The sequence below is a fragment of the Nonomuraea sp. NPDC050786 genome, from assembly GCF_040654115.1.
Lineage (GTDB): Bacteria > Actinomycetota > Actinomycetes > Streptosporangiales > Streptosporangiaceae > Nonomuraea.
In genome coordinates this window covers 78677-99389 of sequence record NZ_JBFAHJ010000034.1, presented here as the reverse complement: position 1 = coordinate 99389, position 20713 = coordinate 78677, and the positions used below count along the sequence as shown (strand labels likewise).

19 protein-coding genes, 6 tRNA genes and 2 riboswitches are annotated in these 20713 nt (G+C 69.2%); of the genes, 14 read left to right on the top strand and 11 right to left on the bottom strand.

The genetic code is table 11. The annotated features are described in order from the left end of the window. Nucleotides 1-21: 21 nt before the first annotated feature. Nucleotides 22-1215 (bottom strand): RNA-guided endonuclease TnpB family protein, encoded by a 1194-nt coding sequence (locus AB0H84_RS43235; protein ID WP_357617912.1) that lies wholly within the window; start codon nucleotides 1213-1215, stop codon nucleotides 22-24. A gap of 20 nt (nucleotides 1216-1235) precedes the next feature. Next, complete coding sequence (locus tag AB0H84_RS43230; RefSeq protein WP_357617910.1) at nucleotides 1236-1805, bottom strand: IS607 family transposase; 570 nt, start codon at nucleotides 1803-1805, stop codon at nucleotides 1236-1238. Nucleotides 1806-1868: 63 nt separating this feature from the next. On the opposite strand from AB0H84_RS43230, the gene AB0H84_RS43225 reads away from it, so the two are divergent. Together AB0H84_RS43225 and AB0H84_RS43220 are read left to right on the top strand one after the other, a co-directional pair. Further along, nucleotides 1869-2105, top strand: coding sequence for a nuclear transport factor 2 family protein (locus AB0H84_RS43225; RefSeq protein ID WP_357617908.1), 237 nt, complete (start codon nucleotides 1869-1871; stop codon nucleotides 2103-2105). A gap of 239 nt (nucleotides 2106-2344) precedes the next feature. Further along, nucleotides 2345-3055: a helix-turn-helix domain-containing protein gene (locus AB0H84_RS43220; RefSeq protein ID WP_357617906.1), complete on the top strand. Its 711-nt coding sequence runs from the start codon at nucleotides 2345-2347 to the stop codon at nucleotides 3053-3055. Here AB0H84_RS43220 and AB0H84_RS43215 read toward each other — a convergent pair. From AB0H84_RS43215 to AB0H84_RS43185, 7 genes are all read right to left on the bottom strand, one after another. After that, entirely contained in the window at nucleotides 3037-3615 is a 579-nt protein-coding gene (locus AB0H84_RS43215) for a dihydrofolate reductase family protein (protein WP_357617904.1), read from the bottom strand. The genes AB0H84_RS43220 and AB0H84_RS43215 overlap by 19 nt on opposite strands. Nucleotides 3616-4797: 1182 nt before the next feature. Beyond that, nucleotides 4798-4872: transfer RNA gene (locus tag AB0H84_RS43210), tRNA-Val, on the bottom strand. Nucleotides 4873-4891: 19 nt separating this feature from the next. After that, nucleotides 4892-4963, bottom strand: a tRNA-Gly gene (locus tag AB0H84_RS43205). Between the two features lie 52 nt (nucleotides 4964-5015). Next, nucleotides 5016-5086 (bottom strand) — tRNA-Cys (locus AB0H84_RS43200). Nucleotides 5087-5101: 15 nt separating this feature from the next. Continuing rightward, nucleotides 5102-5173 (bottom strand) — tRNA-Gly (locus tag AB0H84_RS43195). Between the two features lie 91 nt (nucleotides 5174-5264). Next, nucleotides 5265-7220 (bottom strand): N-acetylmuramoyl-L-alanine amidase, encoded by a 1956-nt coding sequence (locus AB0H84_RS43190; RefSeq protein ID WP_357617902.1) that lies wholly within the window; start codon nucleotides 7218-7220, stop codon nucleotides 5265-5267. Between the two features lie 65 nt (nucleotides 7221-7285). After that, nucleotides 7286-7894, bottom strand: coding sequence for a TetR/AcrR family transcriptional regulator (locus tag AB0H84_RS43185; RefSeq protein ID WP_357617900.1), 609 nt, complete (start codon nucleotides 7892-7894; stop codon nucleotides 7286-7288). Between the two features lie 55 nt (nucleotides 7895-7949). On the opposite strand from AB0H84_RS43185, the gene AB0H84_RS43180 reads away from it, so the two are divergent. The 11 genes from AB0H84_RS43180 to AB0H84_RS43130 all read left to right on the top strand — a co-directional run bounded on the left by AB0H84_RS43180 (nucleotide 7950) and on the right by AB0H84_RS43130 (nucleotide 18529). Continuing rightward, the gene (locus AB0H84_RS43180; protein WP_357617898.1) at nucleotides 7950-8753 is read left to right on the top strand and encodes an ABC transporter ATP-binding protein; all 804 of its coding nucleotides are present in this window, start codon (nucleotides 7950-7952) and stop codon (nucleotides 8751-8753) included. Further along, nucleotides 8743-9483: an ABC transporter permease gene (locus AB0H84_RS43175; RefSeq protein ID WP_357617896.1), complete on the top strand. Its 741-nt coding sequence runs from the start codon at nucleotides 8743-8745 to the stop codon at nucleotides 9481-9483. Before AB0H84_RS43180 ends, AB0H84_RS43175 begins: the two co-directional genes overlap by 11 nt. 80 nt (nucleotides 9484-9563) lie before the next feature. Continuing rightward, complete coding sequence (locus AB0H84_RS43170; protein ID WP_357617895.1) at nucleotides 9564-9839, top strand: hypothetical protein; 276 nt, start codon at nucleotides 9564-9566, stop codon at nucleotides 9837-9839. Nucleotides 9840-9852: 13 nt separating this feature from the next. Further along, entirely contained in the window at nucleotides 9853-11673 is a 1821-nt protein-coding gene (gene glmS, locus AB0H84_RS43165; RefSeq protein ID WP_357617893.1) for a glutamine--fructose-6-phosphate transaminase (isomerizing), read from the top strand. Between the two features lie 58 nt (nucleotides 11674-11731). Further along, nucleotides 11732-12502 carry an SAM-dependent methyltransferase gene (locus AB0H84_RS43160; protein ID WP_357617891.1) on the top strand — a complete coding sequence of 257 codons (771 nt, stop codon included), beginning with the start codon at nucleotides 11732-11734 and terminating at the stop codon, nucleotides 12500-12502. A 67-nt stretch (nucleotides 12503-12569) separates the two neighbouring features. Next, nucleotides 12570-13478 (top strand): tripartite tricarboxylate transporter substrate-binding protein, encoded by a 909-nt coding sequence (locus AB0H84_RS43155; protein WP_357617889.1) that lies wholly within the window; start codon nucleotides 12570-12572, stop codon nucleotides 13476-13478. A 43-nt stretch (nucleotides 13479-13521) separates the two neighbouring features. Then, nucleotides 13522-13717, top strand: a riboswitch (cobalamin riboswitch). 122 nt (nucleotides 13718-13839) lie between these two features. After that, on the top strand, nucleotides 13840-15984 hold the full coding sequence (locus AB0H84_RS43150; protein ID WP_357617887.1) for a ribonucleoside-diphosphate reductase subunit alpha: 2145 nt from the start codon (nucleotides 13840-13842) through the stop codon (nucleotides 15982-15984). A gap of 12 nt (nucleotides 15985-15996) precedes the next feature. Continuing rightward, the gene (locus AB0H84_RS43145) at nucleotides 15997-16992 is read left to right on the top strand and encodes a ribonucleotide-diphosphate reductase subunit beta (RefSeq protein WP_357617886.1); all 996 of its coding nucleotides are present in this window, start codon (nucleotides 15997-15999) and stop codon (nucleotides 16990-16992) included. Between the two features lie 56 nt (nucleotides 16993-17048). Next, nucleotides 17049-18065, top strand: coding sequence for a mechanosensitive ion channel domain-containing protein (locus tag AB0H84_RS43140; protein ID WP_357617884.1), 1017 nt, complete (start codon nucleotides 17049-17051; stop codon nucleotides 18063-18065). A 178-nt stretch (nucleotides 18066-18243) separates the two neighbouring features. Next, nucleotides 18244-18319 (top strand) — tRNA-Pro (locus AB0H84_RS43135). Between the two features lie 133 nt (nucleotides 18320-18452). Next, nucleotides 18453-18529: transfer RNA gene (locus tag AB0H84_RS43130), tRNA-Leu, on the top strand. 33 nt (nucleotides 18530-18562) lie between these two features. Here the strand turns inward: AB0H84_RS43130 and AB0H84_RS43125 are convergent. Then, nucleotides 18563-19180 carry a TetR/AcrR family transcriptional regulator gene (locus AB0H84_RS43125; RefSeq protein ID WP_357617882.1) on the bottom strand — a complete coding sequence of 206 codons (618 nt, stop codon included), beginning with the start codon at nucleotides 19178-19180 and terminating at the stop codon, nucleotides 18563-18565. 79 nt (nucleotides 19181-19259) lie between these two features. Between AB0H84_RS43125 and AB0H84_RS43120 the strand changes: the two genes are divergently transcribed. Next, nucleotides 19260-19676 carry a VOC family protein gene (locus tag AB0H84_RS43120; protein WP_357617880.1) on the top strand — a complete coding sequence of 139 codons (417 nt, stop codon included), beginning with the start codon at nucleotides 19260-19262 and terminating at the stop codon, nucleotides 19674-19676. 30 nt (nucleotides 19677-19706) lie between these two features. Here the strand turns inward: AB0H84_RS43120 and AB0H84_RS43115 are convergent, their stop codons facing one another. Next, nucleotides 19707-20483 carry a GH25 family lysozyme gene (locus AB0H84_RS43115; protein WP_357617879.1) on the bottom strand — a complete coding sequence of 259 codons (777 nt, stop codon included), beginning with the start codon at nucleotides 20481-20483 and terminating at the stop codon, nucleotides 19707-19709. 12 nt (nucleotides 20484-20495) lie between these two features. After that, a riboswitch (cyclic di-AMP (ydaO/yuaA leader) is annotated at nucleotides 20496-20639 on the bottom strand. Nucleotides 20640-20713 lie beyond the last annotated feature (74 nt).

Here is a 20713-nt window from a genome sequence, read left to right as displayed (position 1 = left end):
GAACTGCCCGGCGACGTCGAGCTAAGCCGCTCTCTCGAGATCCATGGCTTCGAGGAGGTTGCGGGCGGCGTTGACGTCCCGGTCATGCTCGAGGCCGCACCCGCACGTCCACACGCGGTCGGCGAGGGTGAGATCCCGGTTGATCGACCCGCAGCCGCCGCACAGTCTCGAGGACGGAAACCAGCGGTCGGCCGCCCACACGGCCGACCCGTACCACGCGGTTTTGTACTCGAGTTGGCGGAAGAACTCGCCGAACCCCAGATCGGAGATCGCCCTGGCAAGCCGCCGGTTGGCCACCATCCCGGCGACATTGAGCGTTTCCACGGCGATGGCCCGCTTGGATCTCGCGAGCATCGTCGTGGTCTTGTGCAGGAAGTCTGCCCGCCGGTTGGCCACCTCGAGGTGAACTCTGCCGAGCCGCTTGACGGCCCTGGCTCGGTTGGACGAGCCGGGCTTCTTGCGCGCCACCACCTTGCCCGCCTTGCGGAGTTTGCGCAGCGCGGCCTTGAGCGGCTTGGGAGCGTGGATCTCGGTGACGGTGCCGTCGTCGTCCACCACCGTGGCGAACGTCTTCACCCCGACATCGACACCGCACGCCGGGGCGTTGGCCGCGACGGCGCGCTTGGTGTTGATGTCGGCGCGGTCGATCTCGAGCTGGAACGACACCCACCAACGCCTGGCCTGCTCCCGCACCGTCGCCCCGATGACACGGGCGCGACCATCGGCTATGCGGTCGGTGAGCCACGACATGTCCTCGAGGGTGCGCACCTTGCCGACGCCAGGCAGACGGACGACTCGAGCCGATTCGGGGCGGGCGCGGTCGGCGTCGTAGCGGAACCTCGAGCCGTGCTTCCTTTTCCGCCAGGCGGGGAAGCCGACCTTGCGGCCCTTGCGCTTGCCGGAACGGGAGTCGAAGAAGTTCTTGAAGGCGGCGGCGCGGACCCGGCACGCCTCCTTCGGCACCCTCGAGGACAAGCCTTCCTCGCCAAACCAGGGGTAGCGCCTGCGGTGCTCGAGACGCCACAGCCGCTCGAGCGCCGGAGCGGACCACGGGACAGGAGTCAACTCCTTGTCGGGCACGCCGTAGGTCTTCTCCGCCTCCCGCTGGGCGAGTGCGGCCTTCACCTTTTCGAGGCAGAAGTTCTCCACCACCCGCGACAACCCCGCGTGCCGGCCGAGCCGGGCACGCTGCTCGAGCGTCGGCGCAAGCTCCACACGGAAACCCTGACGGGCGATCACGCAGCCTCACCAGTCACGCGCATCGCGGCCTTGGCGCGCAGCGCGGCGGAGCGGTGGCCGTACAGCCGGGCGCAGAACGAGGTGAGCACCTCGGTCATGTCCCTGACAAGGTCGTCGTCCACTTCGGCATCGTCAAGGACCACGATGCGACGGCCTGTGGCCTCGAGCGCGGCCGTCAGATGTTCCAGCCCGAACCTGGTCAGCCGGTCGCGGTGCTCCACCACGATCGTGGTCACCGCCGGGTCGCGCAGCAGCCGGGCCAGTTTCGGCCGCTTGCCGTTCAGGCCCGAACCGATCTCGGTGACCACCTCGGCCACCGCAAGGCCCATACCGGTCGCCGCAGTGACCACGCGCCCGGTCTGCCGCTCGAGGTCGCTCTTGTGGTCGGCGGAGGACACCCGGCAGTACGCCACGGTCCGCTCCGACGGTTCGGCGTGCTGCTCGAGCACCAGGTACCGGCCGGTGGCGGTCTTGGTGACGGGGACGGGCATCTTGCCGTCCCGCGCCCATTGCCAGGCGGTCTGGTAGTGCACGCCGTTCCGCCGCGCCCACTCGGAAAGCTTCACGCATAGATGATCTGGATGAGAGCTTAGAAATACTGATGATTTCGCCCAACAGCTAACTACCCTATGGGCACGACCAGGCCGGACAGTGTCACCCGCTCGTGGGAGCGGTTCCACGAGACGTTCCCTGATGCCCGAGTCGTGGTTGAGGACATGATCGTCGAAGGGGGCACGGTCGCCGTCCGCACGAGTGTGCACGGCATTCCCGGTACGCAGCCGCCGACCATGCTGGAGATGTTCCGAGTGCGCGACGGGCGCATCGCCGAGCTGTGGGGGCTGTCCTCGCTGAGACGCGACTCTTAGACGGCGTGGCGGTATGACGGCATTGGCAAGGCAAGGTGCACGGGTGCCGTCTCGCGGTGGGTGTACGCCCCGCGACAGGTCGGACCTCCACGGCCGCATCGGCCGGCGACCGCGTTCGCTTGGTGGATCGCGCGGTCGAGGTCGAAGCTCGGTTCAGCGCGGCCCGCACAGCTTGCCGTGGCGCAAAGCCGCGTGACCGGGCAAGTCACGCAGACCGCGAAGCCACGTATCCTTCCCCCGTGGGACTGCGGTTCAAGACGCGCGAGTCGGACTCGGCGTGGGTCGACACCGTGTGGACCTGCACGAGCGAGCACGTCACTGCAATGACGTCCATCGCGGGCGTGCGTTGGGGTCTGGTGTTCTGGGAACACGCCGGTCGGTCGTACGCGGGCATCACAGGTCCCGAGACCCGGACCAGCACGGCGCCGGTGCCGGAGGGAGCGACCTTTACCGGCATCGAGTTCGCCGTGGGCACCTCGTTGCGGTCCGTGCCCACGCCGGCGCTGGTCGACGGGGGCATCGCGCTCCCCGACACCACGCGCCGGACGTTCCGGCTGGACGGCGCACGTTGGGAGACGCCCGGCCCTGACGACGCCGAGGCTCTGGTCGAGAGTCTCGTCCGGGCCGGGATCGTGCTCCGCGACCTGCTCGTCACCGACGTGGTGCGGGGTTACCGGCCGGTCGTCTCGGGGCGCACGGTCGAACGCCGGTTTCGCGCCGCGACTGGACTGACGCGGGGCGCGATCCGGCAGATCGAGCGGGCCCGCATCGCGGCGCAGCTGCTGTCCGCCGGCGACCCCGCCGCCGACGTCGTTGCCAAGCTTGACTACTTCGACGAGCCGCACCTGGCCCGGGCATTGCGCTCCTACATCGGACGCACCGTCAGGCAGCTGCGCGAGGGCGCCGGCGGTGCGATCGCCCTCGACCTGGATCAGCGCTTGACGTCGTAGACGAGCTTGAGGATCCCGTTCGAGTAGCTCTCCGATTCCCGTAGCGTCAGCATGTGCTTGTCTCGGTCGGCCCGGCCGAACAGGCTCTTCCCGGCACCGAGCAGCACGGGGAAGACGAGCAGGTTGTACTGGTCGATCAGGCCCGCGTCCGACAGCCGCCGGGCCAGCTCCGCGCTCCCGTGGATGAAGATCGCGCCGCCTTCGCCCTCCTTGAGCGCGGCGACGTCCTCGGTCGAGCGCAGGATCGTGGTCGGCCCCCACCCGTTGACGATGGCGTCGTCAGAGAACGTGGTCGACACCACGTACTTGGGCAGCTCCTTGTAGTCGGCGTGGTCCTGCGAGCCGGGCCAGAACGCCGCGAACACCTCGTAGCTGCGGCGGCCGAACATCAGCGCCGTCGTGTCGGTGAGCTCCTCGCCCTTCAGCGACCAGGCTTCAGGGACGAACTCGAGGTCCTTGAACACCCACCCGCCGCTGCGGTGTTCTTCCCCCGGCCCGCCGCCGGGCGAGTCCACGACGCCGTCGAGCGACATGAAACCGGTGTAGACCAATTTACGCACTGTGCCGTCTCCTCATGCTCGGGCGAACTGCCGGGTCCACGCTAGATCACAGCGGCGGTAGCCGTCTTGGACGGAAACGACAGCGGGTCCGGAACGCGTATCTGAACGGCGCCGCGACCGGCTCTTCCTTGGCCAGCGTGAGAGTTGGTCCACCCATCGAAGCGGGCCCCGATACGCCTGATCAGTGCGGCTCCCGCTACCGGCGAGGACAGTGCCGTGCCCGCTGCAAGCGCAACAAGCGGTACGGCAAGCCGACGCCCCGGGCGCTCCCGTGGCCCATGCGCGGCGTGCACCGGGTCGGCGAGACGCTGCTGTTGCGCGTTGACGGGGTCGGGGTGAGGGTGAGAGATGCGGTGTCCTGGCTCGACTTCCTGTGGGAAGACGCCAGGCTGACCGACCGGATCGTCACCGCCGCGCTGTTGCAGGCGGAGCTGGAGGAGGCGCCGGTCGAGCTCACCGACGCCCACGTCACAGACCTTGCTCGAGGTGATCTCCACTCGAGACTCAGTGCTGGACGTGGCCACGCGACGCCGCGTCGAACAGCTGCGTCACAGGGAGGAGCGGTGCTTCCTGGAGGTGGACGCGGCCACGCTCGTGGCGTTGTGGGCGGCCGTGGTCGCGCCGGCGGCGGTGTTCGCGGAAAATGCCGTTGCGTTCGTACGGCATGCCGATATCAGGCGTGATCAGCTCGGAACAAAACAAGAAGCCCCAGGCTCTCGGCACCCTCTTCGTCCGGCAGCATGGGAAAGAAGGCGTTTTTGATCGTAGGGTGGTGGACCCGGAACCTCGCTTGAGCGTCGGGCGTTTCCTGCATGTCACCTCTCGATAGAAGGAAAGCGATGCTGAACATGGGCCTCCCGGAACTTATCCAGCTGCTTGTGATCGTCGCCGTGGTGGTCATCGTTGTTCGGCTGGTAGTCCGCCGCCGAAGGTAGAGGCGCTCGGTCGAAGTCCTTCTGTCCTGGCCTGCTTGGGACGCCATCGCACTCGAACGGCAAGCCGCAGCCAGTCAAGCGACTCATGCCAGATCGGTCCATCACGGGTCAGCACAAAGTCATCACCGGTGCTGACAACAACGATGATCAACCGGGAACAACAAGAAGCCCCAGTCTCTCGGCGTGTGCCGTGAGCTGGGGCTTTAACTCCTGTTTGACCAGGTCAGACCTGATCTGCTATGGAGCATGGTGGACGATACTGGGATTGAACCAGTGACCTCTTCCGTGTCAGGGAAGCGCTCTCCCGCTGAGCTAATCGTCCATATTGAGTTAGAACTCAGAGCGGAAGACGGGATTCGAACCCGCGACCCTCACCTTGGCAAGGTGATGCTCTACCACTGAGCCACTTCCGCGTTGGTGCTGCTTTTACTTTAGCGGATCCCGAGGGGTCCGCCGGCCAGGCCGAGGTGGAGACGGGATTTGAACCCGTGTAGACGGCTTTGCAGGCCGCTGCCTCGCCTCTCGGCCACTCCACCAGGAGTCTTGCTCCGAGCGGAAGACGGGATTCGAACCCGCGACCCTCACCTTGGCAAGGTGATGCTCTACCACTGAGCCACTTCCGCGTGAACCCCGGGCGACGTGCGCCGGGCCACGGGAAAACCATATCGCCTTCCCGGAGTGCCCGTGCGCAGCAGACGGCCCGCGGAGCCAAATTCACTGGATCAGGCGGACGTCCTTGGCCATCACGAACATCACCCGGTGGCCGAGCTGAATCTGGTAGTAGCGGAGATCGCCGGTGGTGGTGACGTGTTTGGCCGGGCTGAAGGCGCCGGCGGCGTAGTAGGAGCCGGTGACCGTGCCGCCCACCGTGTACTGCTGGCCGGGGCCGATCTTGTACGGGAGCGGCGCCAGCGGCTGGTAGGACGCCAGCTTGTAGGCGGACTTCTCCGGATACGCACGGCCGTACACCTTGGTGCCGGCCTTGAGCGGAGTGATCACAGGGCCCTTGGCGGGGACGGCGGCGGGGTTCGAGGGCGGGTTGTGGAACCAGGCCTTCTGGCCCAGGTACCAGATGGCCGTCCAGTCGCCCTGCCGGCCGGCCACGGCGTAGCGCTGGCCGGTGGAGGCGCGGGCGCTGTGGTCGTACACGCTGTACGTGCCCGGCTTGCCCGGATGCTTGCCGGGGTCGCTGACCAGGGGAGACGACTCGCTGGGTTGCGTGTGGAGCCAGACCGTGGCGGCGCCGTGCTCCGGGCAGTCCTTGTCCGGTTTGCCGGAGGCGCAGCCGGTGAAGCGGGAGTGGTTCTCGCCGTACGACGGGCGGATCATGATGGAATCGCCGTCCTTGGCTTCTTTGAGTGGCTTGCCCATCAGGTCGAAATAGTGGGCCCAGTCCCAGTACGGCCCGGGATCGCCGTGCATGCCCGGGACGGCCTTCGGGGTGGGGCCGGGCACGTTGTCGTGGCCGAGGATGTGGGCGCGGTTGAGCGGGATGTCGTACTTGTCGGCCAGGTATTTGACCAGTTTGGCGGACGAGCGGTACATCGCCTCGGTGTACCAGGTGGCCCCTTGGGCCAGGCGGCCTTCGTGCTCGATCCCTATCGAACGGGTGTTGACGTCCCAGTTGCCCGCGTGCCAGGCGATGTCGTTCGTCGGCACGTGCTGGGCGACATGTCCGTCGCCGGAGCGGATCGTGTAGTGCCAGCTCACGTACTTCGGATCGTTGATCATGGACGGGATGCCCTTGTAGGACCCCTCGGTGTCGTGGATGACGATGTAGTCGACGGTCCGGGTCCGGCTCAGGTGGTCGTGGTTGCCGTAGTCCCGGTTGCTCTTCTTGCCGAAGCGCTTGTACGCGGCCGGCATCCATTCGCAGGCGAGGGAGGCAGGGCACTCCACGTGCGCGTTCCCGAGCTGTTCGCCAGGGGTCGACAGGGCCGGTACGGGGTCGAGCCGCACCAGGAAGCCGTCGTCGGTGCGGCGTTCGACGCCCTCCCGCATCACCGAGAAGACCTCGTCGGCGAACTGCTGGGCCGCCGCCGCGTCCGCGGTGCCCGAATAGCGGGAGACGGCCTCGTACCAGGCGGAGGGATCGGCGCTCGGGCGGTCCTGGTAGGAGGCGAGGAGGGCGGCGCCGGCCCTGATGTTGGCGGCGGGGTCCTCGCGCAGCGTGGCGGGGTCGGCGCCGATGAGGCGCCCGGCCCGGGGGAGCGTGGCGGGCGGGTCCGCCATGCGCAGCGCCGACAGAGGGGCCGACGGAGGGGCCGACAGGGGGGCTGACAGGGTGGCCGACCGGGTGGCCGACAGGGGGGCCGGACGGGGGCGGGTGTCGGAGGGCGCGTCCACCAGGTGCATCGGCCCGTAGCCGCCCGCCGTGCTGGGCGACCCGCCGTTGGTGTCCCAGCGGGACTCCAGGTACGAGACGCCGAGCAGCACGCTCTCCGGCACGCCGTACTCCCGGGCGGCTGCGGCGAAGTCCGCCTGCCGCTCCGAAACGGCGGGCGCGACGGCGGCCACCGAAGCGGGCACCGAAGCGGGCACCGAAACGGGCACCGAAACGGGCACCGAAACGGGCGCGGCCGCAGGCACAGCGGCGGGCACAGCAGCGGGCACAGCGGAAGGCGAGGTGAGCGTGCCGGTGATCAAGGTGGCGGTGAGCCGGATGTGCATGAGCACTCCCTCGGGAACGTCACGATGCGACTACTCACCGTAGTCATTCCCATGAAAGGGATGTGTCAGACGGGTCGGATGATACGCATGAGATCAGCGAGATCGTCAGCGAATTCGGCATCCCAGTCATCGGGCGTGAGGTGGCCGGCCAGTCGCTGGTGGGCGGGCATGTCGGTCCCTCGGCGGCGCCTGACGTCCCTGGAGGCGTCGGAGAAGCGCCCGCTCACCTCGGACAGCGCGAAGCCCAGCACGAACGTGCTTACCAGCCGCTCGATCCGGGGGACGTCGGCCTCCGGCACGCCCGCGTCGAGCAGCGCCTGATAGGCCAGATCGACCAGCTTGACCCCGTCGGGCGTCACCGAGGTGCGCAGCAGCAGGAGCGGGAAGACCGACGGGTGCGCGCGGGCCAGGCGCCGGATCGCCCACGCGATCGCGCCGAGGCGCTCCTGCCAGGTCTGCCCGGGGTCGTCGGGCACGAGCTCGCCGAGCAGGCGGCCGACCAGGCCGTCGAGCAGCTCATCCTTGTTCCTGAAATATCCGTACAGGGCCATGGGGGTCACCCCGACCCGCTCCGCGACGGCCCGCATGGACAGGGCTTCGAGGCCGCGTTCGTCGGCGATCGCGAGGGCCGCGTCGAGGATTTCCGGCTGCCGGGAGGTCTTGAGCTTCCGCACCACCGCAGTCTACGGTGTAGAGCAGTCTACGCCGTAGACTACGGAAGGAGGCCTCATGCTGAAGGCGGACGGGCTGGTCAAGCGGTACGGCGACGTCACCGCCCTGGACGGCTTCGACCTGCGGGTGGAGCCCGGCGAGATCGCGGGCCTGGTCGGGCATAACGGTGCCGGCAAGACGACGTTCTTCGAGATCGCCGCGGGCCTGGTGCGGGCGGACGCCGGGAGCGTCGCGGCGCGGGGTGAGGTGGGGATGGCGCCCCAGCGGCTCGCCCTCTACCCCAGCGTCACCGTGCGGGAGACGCTGCGGCTGTTCGGCGGGCTCGCCGGGCTGCGGCGGGGCGCCCTGGCCAGGGCCATCGACGTCACGGCGGAGGAGATGGCGCTGACCGGGGTGCTCGACCGGCGCGTGAGCGTGCTCTCCGGCGGCCAGCAGCGCCGCACGCAGGCCGCCACCGCCCTCATGGCGGACCCGGGCGTGCTCCTCCTCGACGAGCCCACGGTGGGCGCCGACCCCGAGACCCGCGCCGCGCTTCTGGCGGCGGTGCGCCGCAGGGCGGACGGCGGCGCGGCGGTCGTCTACTGCACCCACTACCTTCCCGAGCTCACCGAGCTGGGGGCCACGATCGCCGTCGCGCGGAACGGGCGGGTCATCGCGCGGGGCACGGGCGCCGAGCTGCTCAAGGGGCTGCCGGGCGAGGTACGCGTCACGCTGGACGACGACGAGATCACGGTCTCCACCACCGATCCCACCGCCACCCTGGCCGCGCTGCTGCGTGACCTGGACCGCCCGGTGCGCGGCATCGACATCCGCCAGCCGTCGCTCGACGACCTCTATCGGGAGCTGGCCCGTGCCGCGTGACGCCCTGCACCGGATCGCCGTGCTGGCCGCCCACAACGTGCTGCTGCGCAGGCGCGATCCGGCCCACCTGATCAGCTACCTGGTCATGCCCATGGTCCTCATGCTGGTCTTCAAGTCCATGCTGGGCGAGCCGGTCCAGGTCGTCACGGGTCTGCTGGTCATGTTCTCGGTCCTGTCAATGGCGGATGTGGCGGGGGCCGGCCTCGCCGAGCGCACCTGGCACACGTGGGACCGCCTCAGGGCGACCAGGGCCGGTGTGGCGGAGATCATGCTCGGCAAGGCCGTGCCGGTCTTCGCCGTGCTGGTCCTGCAGCAGTCTGTGCTGCTCGCGTACGGGATCGTCGCGGTGGGCATGCGGCCCGCCGGCCCGGTGTGGCCGCTGGCGCTCGCCGTGGCGGCGTGGTGCTTCGCGCTGCTGGGCGTCGGCACCGCGCTGGCGGGCGTGGTGCGCAGCCAGGGCGAGCTGAGCACGCTCTGCAACATCGCGGCGCTGTCGGTCAGCGCGCTCGGCGGCGCGCTCGTGCCGTACTCGATGATGCCCTCCTGGGCGCAGGCGATCGCGCCGGTCTCGCCCGGATACTGGGCGACCACCATGCTGCAGGCCGCCGTCAGGGGTGACGTCGCGGGCGCGGCCGGTCCGGCGGCCGTCCTCGTCGGGCTCGGCCTCGTCGCCGGCGCCTTCGCCTGGTGGCGCTTCGGTAAAGGTTGGGGCCGCAACAGCCTCCTGTAGAGAGCTGTTGGAGTTAAATCCTGCCCGATTTCGGGCAGGATGTTGGCGTGTCTCGTTCCAGATGCGTAGTGTCCTCCTCTGTGTCCACCGCACGGCATCCCTACGAAGATCTCATCGCCCACCTCACCGAGACGACCCCCCTGGGTCCGGGCGCGGCCGCGCGCGTGGTCGCCGACGTGCTGTCGTACTTCTCCGAGTCCGTCGAGGAGTACGTCCGCCGCCGTCACGCGGAGCTGAAGTCGCGCGGCCACACCAACGACGAGATCTTCCCGAGGATCGCCCGCGACTTACACGGTCGCCGAGTAGCGGCACCCGAGCTGTCCCTGCGGCAGCTGCGCAGGATCATTTACGGATGAAGAGGAGACCTCTATGTGCGGAATCGTGGCCTACGTCGGCCCGAGGGAGGCGGCACCCATCCTGCTGGAGGGCATGCAGCGGCTGGAGTACCGAGGCTACGACTCGGCCGGGGTCGTGGTGTCCAACCGAGGGCTCAAGGTGCGCAAGGTCAAGGGCCGCGTGGCCGACCTGGCCAAGGTGATGCCGGCGAGGTTCAAGGGCACCCTCGGCATCGGGCACACCCGGTGGGCCACGCACGGCGTGCCGAGCGACGTGAACGCGCATCCGCACCTGTCCGCCGACGAGCGCATCGCCGTCGTGCACAACGGCATCATCGAGAACGCCGGCGAGCTGCGCGCCAAGCTCCAGGCCGACGGCGTGGAGTTCGCCTCCGAGACCGACACCGAGGTGCTCGCGCACCTGATCGCCCGCGCCGTCGACGAGAACGACACGCTGGAGGAGGCGGTCAGGAAGACGCTCAAGAGCATCGTCGGCACGTACGGCATCGCGGTCATCGACCGCGACCGGCCCGGCGAGGTGGTCGTGGCGCGCAACGGCAGCCCGATCGTGCTGGGCATCGGCGAGAAGGAGATGTTCGCCGCCTCCGACGTGGCCGCGCTCATCCGCTACACCCGTCAGGTCGTCCACCTGGAGGACGGCGAGCTGGCCGTGCTCAAGGCCGACGGCTTCCACACCTTCGCCAGCGACGCCCGCGAGACCGCCAAGGAGCCGCTGACCGTCGACTGGGACGCCGGGCACTACGACACCGGCGGCTACGAGCACTACCTGCTCAAGGAGATCTCCGAGCAGCCCGAGACGATGACCCGCACGATGAGCGGCCGCCTCGACGAGCGCTTCCACGTGGCCCACCTCGGCGGCCTGAACATGGACGCCCGCGAGACCCGTTCCTTCCGGCGGGTGAAGATCATCGGCTGCGGGTCGGCGTACTACTCGGGACAGATCGGCGCGCAGCTCATCGAGGAGCTGGCCCGGATCCCCGCCGACGCCGAGCCGGCCAGCGAGTTCCGCTACCGCAACCCGGTCGTGGACCCCGACACGCTCTACGTCGCGATCAGCCAGTCGGGGGAGACCTACGACACGCTCGCCGCCGTGCAGGAGCTCAAGCGCAAGGGCGGCCGCGTCATCGGCATCGTCAACGCGGTCGGCAGCGCCATCGCGCGCGAGGTGGACGGCGGCATCTACCTGCACGCGGGGCCCGAGGTGTCGGTGGCCTCGACCAAGGCGTTCACCTCGACGTCGGTGGCGTTCGCGCTGCTCGCGCTCCACCTGGGCAGGGTGCGCGACCTGTCGCCCGCCGACGGGCGGCGCATCGTGGAGGGCCTGCGCCGGCTGCCGGGGCAGATCGAGGAGATCCTCGCGCAGGGCGACAAGATCGCCGAGCTGGCGCAGAAGTACGCCAAGCACCCGAGCATGATGTTCGTGGGCCGCGTGCGCGGCTACCCGGTGGCCAGGGAGGGCGCGCAGAAGCTCAAGGAGATCTCGTACGTCCACGCCGAGGCGTACCCGGCCAGCGAGCTCAAGCACGGGCCGCTCGCGCTGATCGGCCCCGAGATGCCGACGGTCGCGATCGTCCCCGACGACGAGCTGCTCGACAAGAACCTCACCACGCTCGGCGAGATCCGCGCGCGCGGCGGCCAGGTGGTCATGGTCGGCCACCGCGAGCCGGACGCCAAGCTGGCCGACGACGTGATCGTGATCCCCAAGAACGAGATCGAGCTCGACCCGATCCTGCTCACGATCCCGTTGCAGCTGCTCGCGTACCATGCCGCGGTGGCGCTCGGCCGCGATGTGGACAAGCCGCGCAATCTAGCCAAGAGTGTCACGGTCGAATAAAGAGGCCAATTTGGCCTCAAACCTCGTTATCTCGCTGCGGACGGCATAAATTCGATATGTGCGGCAGTTCGACCATGAGACGCCCAATCTCGCACGCATGTACGACTACATGCTCGGCGGGAAGGACAACTTCGCGGTCGACCGCCTGGCGATCGAGCAGCTCGCCGAGCTGATCCCGGAGGCGGTCCCGCTGGCCCGCGCGAACCGGGCGTTCCTCCAGCGCGCCGTGCGCTACGTCGCCGCCGCCGGGGTGCGCCAGTTCCTCGACCTGGGCAGCGGGCTGCCGACCCAGGGCAGCGCGCACGAGGTGGCGCCGGAGGCCAGGGTCGTCTACGTCGATCACGATCCGGTCGTCGCCGCACACGCCAAGGCCCTGCTCGGACGTTCGAGCAGGGCCGCCTTCGTTCAGGCGGACCTGCTGGACGCCGACGCGGTGCTGACCAAGGCGGGCGCGTTCCTGGATCTGCGCAGGCCGGTCGGGGTGCTGCTGGTGTCGATCCTGCACTTCCTGCCGGACGCGGCGGGGCCGCAGCGGGCGGTGGCCCGCCTGCGCGAGAGGCTGGCGCCGGGCAGCCACCTCGTGATCACCCATGCCACGTCGATGGGTCGTCTGGAGGACGAGCGGCGATACCGGGGCGCCTCCAAGGAGGAGCCGGGTGCCGGCACCGACCGCACGCCCGCCGAGATCCGCGCGTTCTTCGGCGACTTCCCGCTGGAGCCTCCGGGGCTCGTGCAGGCCGTCGACTGGCGTCCGGACCGGCCCAAGCTGGTCGGCGACTGGTCGCTGCCGTCGTCGCTCATGGCCGGAGTCGGCAAGAAGCCGATCTGAGAGAAATGTGTATCTCTGCGTAAATTGCCAATAACTCCCTGTAAGTGGCAATTCGGGGGAGAGGCACATGCGCCGTCGACGGTTCTTCGCAGGAGGGCTGGCCGTGGCCATGTGCGCGGTCGCCTGCGGTACGGAGCGCGCCCCCGGAGGCGCGGCGGGCCCGCGTGGCCGGTTCTCGATCAACCCGGAGGGGCGCCGGTGGGCGCGCGCCGGGCAGATGTTCGCCGACGCGGCCCGCGCGGTGGGCTACCAGCTCGGCGCCGGCACGAAGGTCACCCTGACCGGCCTGCCGGCCCTGGCCGCGGCCGAGGTGAACGGCCGCCAGGCCCTCCTCACCACGAGGACGCCGCTGTCGCGGCTCAGCGGCGAGGTCGAGGTCGTGGTCGTGTCCGGCAACTCCCGCTTCAAGGACTTCGAGGACTTCGGCGCCCACCTGGTCGCCAACCCGGGCCAGACGCCGCTGGCGGGCGGGCCGCAGGGCGAGCCTGACCACCTGCTGTTCGGCCTCATCGCCAAGGGCCTCGGCGCGGACACCCGGCGGATGGAGTACACCGGCTACCCCAGCAGCCAGGAGGCCGCCACCGCGCTGCTGTCCGGCAAGGCCACGGCCGCCACGGGCCTGCTCGCCGACTGGCGCGCCGGCATCGGCGCGGGCCGGGTCAGGGCGCTCGCCGTCTCCTCGGCCAGGCGGGTGCCGGACCTGGACGCTCCGACGCTGCTGGAGTCCGGCGTACGGGTGGACTTCGCGGACTGGGTGGCGGCCTTCGGCCCCGAGGCCATGCCGGACGGGGCCCGCGAGGCGGCCATCCGCATGTGCGACGACGTCACCGGCTCGCCGGCGTGGGACGCGGCCTGCCGTTCCGAAGGGTGGATCTCGATCCCGCTGAGCGGCGAGGACTTCGAGCTCTGGCTGAGCACCGAGGTCGAGCGCACCCGCGCCGTACTGCGGGATCTCGGACTGCTCGACAAGCCCTGAGCCACAACATCCTGGGTCAGTTGCGGGAACGCCTACTAGATGTAGGATCCTCCTCGTCGCTGGTTCGCCTCCACGGAGGCGAAGCAAAAGGGAACCCGGTGCGATTCCGGGGCTGCCCCGCAGCGGTGAGCGGGAACGACCGCCGTCATACGCACTGGAGCGATCTGGGAAGCGACGGCCAGTAGGAAACGATCGTGCGCCCGCGAGCCCGAAGACCTGCCAGCGGCGTGCCGGGCTGCCCGTCCGGCATGAAGTGACCATGGCCTCGAGGGAGGGCCGGGGAGCGAACCGCGGCGGGTGCTGCCTGCCGCCGTGCTCTCGCGCGCCCTCATTGGGGGACGAGCTCGCGAGGAGAGAGCACGTGACGCAGATCATCGGGATCGACCGTCGTCTGGCCATCGAGGAGGCCGCCGCCCGGGTCATCGCCGATCCGGCCAACTCCCGGGTCGCCGCCCGGCTGCTGGCCGAAGAGATCGCCGACGAGGCGGCCGCGCACGGGGTGCGGTCGTTCTCCGAGTCCATCGCCGCCACCCACGCGGCCGGGCTGATCCAGGACGGGCTGGCGGAGTTCGTCGCCGCGCACGCGCCGGAGCTGGACGCGCTGGTCTCCGCGGAGGCGGACGACCGGTTCGAGTATTTCGGGTTGCGTACGGTCTATGACCGCTACCTGCTGCGCCACCCCGAGACGCGGGCGGTGCTGGAGCGGCCGCAGCACTTCTTCCTCCGCGTGGCCTGCGGGCTGTCGGAGTCGGTCGAGGAGGCCGCCGAGCTCTACGCGCTCATGTCCACGCTGTCGTACCTGCCCAGCTCGCCCACGCTGTTCAACGCGGGCGCGCGCCGGCCGCAGCTCTCGTCGTGCTTCCTGCTCGACTCGCCGCGCGACGAGCTGGAGGCGATCTACGACAGGTACGGGCAGGTGGCCCGGCTGTCCAAGTACGCCGGGGGCATCGGCATCGCCTGGACCCGGGTGCGCTCGCGCGGCTCGCTGATCCGGGGCACGAACGGCCACTCCAACGGCATCGTCCCATGGCTGCGCACGCTCGACGCCTCCGTCGCGGCGGTCAACCAGGGCGGGCGGCGCAAGGGCGCGGCCTGCGTCTACCTGGAGACCTGGCACGCCGACATCGAGGAGTTCCTGGAGCTGCGCGACAACACCGGCGAGGACGCCCGCCGCACCCACAACCTCAACCTGGCCAACTGGGTGCCCGACGAGTTCATGCGCCGGGTGGAGGCGGACGAGGTCTGGTCGCTCTTCGACCCCAAGGAGGTGCCCGACCTGACCGACCTGTACGGGGAGGCGTTCACGGCGGCGTACCGGGACTACGAGGCCGCCGGGCGATATGTCCGGCAGATCCCGGCGAGAACGCTGTACGGCCGGATGATGCGCACGCTCGCCCAGACCGGCAACGGCTGGATGACGTTCAAGGACGCCGCCAACCGCACCTCCAACCAGACCGCCCGCCCCGAGAACGTCATCCACCTCTCCAACCTGTGCACCGAGATCCTGGAGGTCACCAGCGACGGGGAGACGGCGGTCTGCAACCTCGGCTCGATCAACCTCGCCGGCCACCTCGCCGGTGGTGACATGGACTGGGAGCGGCTGCGCGGCACCGTGCGCACGGCCGTGCGCTTCCTGGACAGGACCATCGACCTGGGCTTCTATCCCACCCCCGAGGCCGAGGCGGCCAACCGGCGCTGGCGGCCGATCGGGCTCGGCGTGATGGGCCTGGCCGACGTCTTCTTCGCGCTGCGGCTGCCGTTCGACTCGCCGCGCGCCCTGGAGCTGTCCACGCGGATCGCCGAGGAGATCGCGCTGGCCGCGTACGACACCTCGGCCGACCTCGCGGCCGAGCGCGGCCGGCATCCGTCGTACGCCGACACGCGGGCGGCCGGGGGAGTGCTGCACCCGGACCACTACGGCGCCGGGGCCTCGCCGCGCTGGGCGGCGCTGCGGGAGAAGGTCGCGGCGACCGGCCTGCGCAACTCGCTCATGATCGCCATCGCGCCGACCGCCACGATCGCCTCCATCGCCGGCTGCTACGAGTGCATCGAGCCGCAGGTCTCCAACGTGTTCAAGCGCGAGACCCTGTCAGGGGAGTTCCTGCAGGTCAACCGGTATCTGGTGGCCGACCTGGCGGCACGCGGGCTGTGGACGCAGGAGATGCGCGACGCCATCAAGCGGGCCGACGGCTCGGTCCAGGAGGTCCCGGGCATCCCGGACGACCTCAAGCAGCTCTACCGCACGGCCTGGGAGCTGCCGCAGAAGGCGCTGATCGACCTGGCCGCCGCGCGCCAGCCGTACATCGACCAGTCGCAGTCCCTCAACCTCTTCATGGCCAGCCCGACCATCGGCAAGCTCTCGTCGATGTACGCCTACGCCTGGAAGCGGGGCCTGAAGACCACGTACTACCTGCGCTCCCGCCCCGCCACCCGCATCGCCCAGACGACCGTCGCGGCTCCGGTCTGCTCCTTGGAGAACCCGGAGACCTGCGAGGCCTGCCAGTAAAGGAGACCTGCCATGCTGCTCGACCCGGGAATGGACCTCACCCTCCGGCCCATGCGCTATCCCGACTTCTACGAACGGTATCGCGCGGCCATCCGCAACACGTGGACCGTCGAGGAGGTGGACCTCCACACCGACCTCGCCGACCTGGCCAGGATGACGCCCCAGGAGCGGCACCTGATCAACCGGCTGGTCGCGTTCTTCGCCACCGGCGACTCCATCGTGGCCAACAACCTCGTGCTCAACCTCTACCAGCACGTCAACGCCCCTGAGGCGCGGCTCTACCTGAGCAGGCAGCTGTTCGAGGAGGCCGTGCACGTCCAGTTCTACCTGACCTTGCTAGACACCTACCTCCCGGATCCCGCCGAGCGGGTGAAGGCCTTCGCCGCCATCGACCACATCCCCTCGATCCGCGACAAGGCGGAATTCTGCTTCAAGTGGATCGACTCGATCAACGAGCTGCAGCGCCTGGAGAGCCAGGACGACCGCCGCCGCTTCCTGCTGAACCTGATCTGCTTCGCCGCCTGCATCGAGGGCCTGTTCTTCTACGGCGCCTTCGCGTACGTGTACTGGTTCCGCTCCCGCGGGCTGCTCGGCGGCCTGGCCACCGGGACGAACTGGGTCTTCCGCGACGAGTCCATGCACATGGAGTTCGCCTTCAGCGTGGTGGACACCGTGCGGGCGGAGGAGCCGGAGCTCTTTGGCGATGATTTGGCCAAGCAGGTTACCCTCATGCTGGAGGAGGCCGTGGCCGCCGAGCTGGCCTTCGCCGCGGACCTGTGCGGGGACGGCATGCCCGGCATGGGGGTCGAGCAGATGCGCCACTACCTCGAGTACGTCGCCGACCAGCGGCTGGTCCGGCTGGGCCTGCCCAAGAGGTACGGCTCGGCGAACCCGTTCGCGTTCATGGAGTTGCAGGACGTCCAGGAGCTGGCGAACTTCTTCGAACGGCGGGTCTCTGCGTATCAAGTGGCGGTTGAGGGCAATGTGACCTTTGACGAGACTTTCTAGACATTGGGGGCAAAGGCGTGCAGTCTCTGGCGGACTGGCCGATTCTCGTAATCTCGGTGATCGGCTCGATCCTCCTGGTTGAGCTGATGCGGAGGGTGCTGAACAAGGCCGGGCGCAAATGGGCGCTCGCCCGGCACCTGGTGGAGCACTGCACGTGGCCCGCGTTCGCGGTGGCGGCCGTGGTCGCCTTCAACCTCGTCTTCGAGCCGGGGATGTTCGGCTCCGCCGTGGGGGAGCGGGGCCTGGAGGCGACGGTGCAGCGGGCGCTCGGCCTGGTGACGATCGGCGCGGTCACCTGGCTGATCGTGCAGGTCTCGTACGCGCTGACGGACGTCGTACTCGAACGGCTGGTGCTGGTCGAGGGGGAGCGCAACCGCAGGGCGCGGCGGATCAGGACGCAGATCGCGCTGGTCCGCCGCATCGCCGCCGCGGTCATCATCGTGGTCGCCATCGGCGCCATGCTCTTCTCGTTCCCCCAGGTACGCGCGCTCGGAGCGGGCATCCTGGCCTCGGCGGGTATCGCCGGCGCCATCGTCGGCATCGCCGCCCAGCCCACCATCGGCAACGCCCTGGCCGGCCTCCAGCTCGCCTTCAGCGACGCCCTCCGGCTCGACGACGTGGTCGTGGTGGAGGACGAATGGGGCCGGATCGAGGAGCTGACGCTCACGTACGTCGTCCTGCGCCTGTGGGACGAGCGCCGCCTGGTCCTGCCGGTGTCCTACTTCACGCAGAACCCGTTCGAGAACTGGACCCGGCACGGCAGCCGGGTCCTCGCCGTCGTCCTGCTGCGCGTGGACTGGTCGGTGCCGGTGCCGAAACTGCGGGACGCGCTCTACGAGTTCCTGCAGGGCAACCCGCTGTGGGACCAGAAGGACTGGACGCTCCAGGTCACCGACGTGCTCACGAACGGCCTGGTGGAGCTGCGCGCCCTGATGAGCGCCGCGGACTCGCCGTCCGCATGGGACCTCAAGTGCGACGTACGCGAGTTCCTGGTCAACTACGTCAGGGACAACTACCCGGACTCCCTGCCCCGCTTCCGCGTGGACACCCCGGAATCCCGCCTGAGCCATTAAATATGTGGCGCGGGGCCGATCAAGTCTTTACCGTGGACATTGTCCAGCAGCACGAAGAAAGGCGGCGAAGTGAGCTTCCACCTGATCCTCCCCGAGCTGCCGCGAAGGCTTTCCGGATAAACCCTCGAATTATTCGGAGAGCCGTCTCGGACCACCGGGGCGGCTTTTTCGTTGACGACCGAGTGTGGGGCAGTTCGGTCAGCCCGCCTGCCTTGGGAGCAGGAGCACCGCAGGTTCGAATCCTGCCACTCGGACAGCGGTCCTGAAAGGAAAGGGCCGCGGGCCACGGCCTGGCCGACGGGATTGGCGCCCCCCGGCCGGACCCAGCCCACGCCCCGGGCCGGCCCACGCCAGCCAAGCCCGGGGTCCAGCCGCTCTCGTGGAGCAGCCCCTCTAGCCCAATTTCGGTAGAGGCCCACGGCTCAGACCCGTGGTTGGTCGGGGTTCGAGTCCCCGGGGGGGCACTTCGGCATACGAACGAATCCGCTGCGCAGGCGCTACGAAGCCCGGCAGGTGGCGCCGTTCGAATTGAGGCGTAGGGCCTGGAGCATCTGTGAGAGGGCGATCCAGGTGTCCTCCAGGTCGCCGGGGCCGGTTGACCTGGCCAGCCACAGTGCCGCCTCGTTCATGGCGCCGGACAGCAGGTGGGTGAGCGGTTCGACCGGCTGCGGCGTGATGATTCCCTTCTCGATGAGAGTGGCGAGTGCTTCGGCCAGGTGGCGGGCCGAGGCGGCCTCATCCAGGGCGCGCCAGTCGCTCCACCCCAGCACGGCGGGGCCGTCGATGAGCATGATCTGCTGGACGTCCGGGTCGGTGCTCGCCGTGAGAAAGGCCCGGCAGCCCGCCGTCAGTTGCTCCCAGGGATCGTCCTCGGCGTCGGCGGTCGCGGCCACCTGCTGAGCGACCTCCTGCTGTACGTGTTCGAGGACGGCGCGGAACAGCTCGGCCTTGCTCTCGAAGTGGTGGTAGAGCGCGCCCTTGGTGACGCCGGCGGCGTGCACGATCTCTGCCAGGCCGACCGCGGCGTAGCCACGGGTCGCGAACAGCCGCCGGCCCGCGCGCAGCAGGGCGCGCCTGGTCTGCTCGCGCTGGCGGGCCCTGGCCCCGTCGGTCATGAGTTGCCTCCACGTTGACATACCGGTGGTACGTCAATACTGTACCTTCGCATACCAGCGGTATGTGAAAGGGGTTTTCGTGATCCTGACCAGCTTCTATCCGGTCATCGGCACCTCGCGGTTGGCCGAGTCCCACGACTTCTACACCCGGCTGTTCGGCTTCGAGACGACCTTCGAGGCGGACTGGTACGTGAGCCTGCGGCGGCCGGGGCCGGTGGCGTACGAACTGGCGCTGCTCGACCACACCCACCCGACGCTGCCCGAGGGATATCGCGCGCCGGTGCAGGGGCTGCTGCTCAACTTCGAGGTGGAGGACGTCGACGCCGAGTGGGACCGGCTCGTCGCCGGTGAGGGGCTGCGACCTGAGCTCGAACTGCGCAGCGAGGACTTCGGCCAGCGGCACTTCATCGTGGCCGATCCCAACGGCGTCCTGATAGACGTCATCACGCCCATCGCACCCTCTGAAGCCTACGCCGACCAGTACGTCAGCGGGTGAACCCAGGCGTCAAGCCGACCGCCGCGCTGCTCAGGCGGCGTGGCGGCCCAGGCCGCGTAGCTGGTCGGCGGTGAGCGCGGAGACGTTCTGGTCGATGGGGGACTCGGTGTACTGGTGGATGGTCCAGGACTTCCAGTCGGCGGGCGGGGTGACCGCTCCCTTGGCCTTGCTGTAGTGGGCGACCCACAGCGGATATTCGGCCAGGCCCTTGCCGTAGGTGTTGGCGAAGTTCCAGCCGCTGTAGAACATCGGGGTGGTTCCCGTCCTGGCCTTGACGTACGACAGCCACGTCTTGGCCCAGGCGTTCACCTCGGCGACGGACTTGCCGTCGGTGGTCTCCAGGTCGAGGACCAGCAGGTCGCCGGGCTCGGCGGGCTGCGCGTTCACCACGGACAGGAAGTGCTCGGCCTCCGCGACGGGGTCGTTGCGGGGGTGGCCGTAGTGGTAGGCGCCGCGCACGATGCCCTTCTTGCCCAGCTGGAGCCAGTGCCTGGCGAAGGAGGCGTCGCGGAAGCTCGTGCCTTCCGTGGCCTTGATGATGCCGAACTGGGCCGCGCTGGCGTTCCAGTCGTACAGGGGCTCGTAGTTCGAGATGTCCAGGCCGTAAGTGAGAGACGCGCTCTCAGGTTGGGCTTCGTGCGTCGGGACCTGGCCGGCGGGCGATGCGAGCGTCACGGCGGCAATGCCGGCGATGGCGGTGGTTCCGGCGAGGATCGCGCCCGCGACGGCGAAGCTGAGGCGCTGGGTGAGGGGATCGAGGCGGTTCTTGAGGGTGTGGGCGATTGCGGCAAGCCGAGGCTCGGGCATGACGGCATTGACTCCTTGCTTCCATGCCGCCTACCGGGTTAGCTGACGAGTTCGGGCTTGGAAGTGCCCTACGGGCGCAGGCTGGGCTGGCGTCCGATTCACCCCGAGAAGGTGGGTCCCCGGCTCCGCGAGGCGCGGATTCGGCGGCCGGACACTGCCCGCGAAGAGCAGCGCACGGTCCGGTCAACCAAGCGGCAACGATGTGGTGAAAGCTCGTCACATCCATGTCG

Excerpts from the sequence above, each read along its gene's own strand:
- AB0H84_RS43225 (WP_357617908.1), top strand. The coding sequence starts at position 1,869 with ATGGGCACGACCAGGCCGGACAGTGTCACCCGCTCGTGGGAGCGGTTC.
- AB0H84_RS43190 (WP_357617902.1), bottom strand. The coding sequence starts at position 7,220 with ATGCACATCCGGCTCACCGCCACCTTGATCACCGGCACGCTCACCTCG.
- AB0H84_RS43180 (WP_357617898.1), top strand. The coding sequence starts at position 7,950 with ATGCTGAAGGCGGACGGGCTGGTCAAGCGGTACGGCGACGTCACCGCC.
- glmS (WP_357617893.1), top strand. The coding sequence starts at position 9,853 with ATGTGCGGAATCGTGGCCTACGTCGGCCCGAGGGAGGCGGCACCCATC.
- AB0H84_RS43155 (WP_357617889.1), top strand. The coding sequence starts at position 12,570 with ATGCGCCGTCGACGGTTCTTCGCAGGAGGGCTGGCCGTGGCCATGTGC.
- AB0H84_RS43145 (WP_357617886.1), top strand. The coding sequence starts at position 15,997 with ATGCTGCTCGACCCGGGAATGGACCTCACCCTCCGGCCCATGCGCTAT.
- AB0H84_RS43125 (WP_357617882.1), bottom strand. The coding sequence starts at position 19,180 with ATGACCGACGGGGCCAGGGCCCGCCAGCGCGAGCAGACCAGGCGCGCC.
- AB0H84_RS43115 (WP_357617879.1), bottom strand. The coding sequence starts at position 20,483 with ATGCCCGAGCCTCGGCTTGCCGCAATCGCCCACACCCTCAAGAACCGC.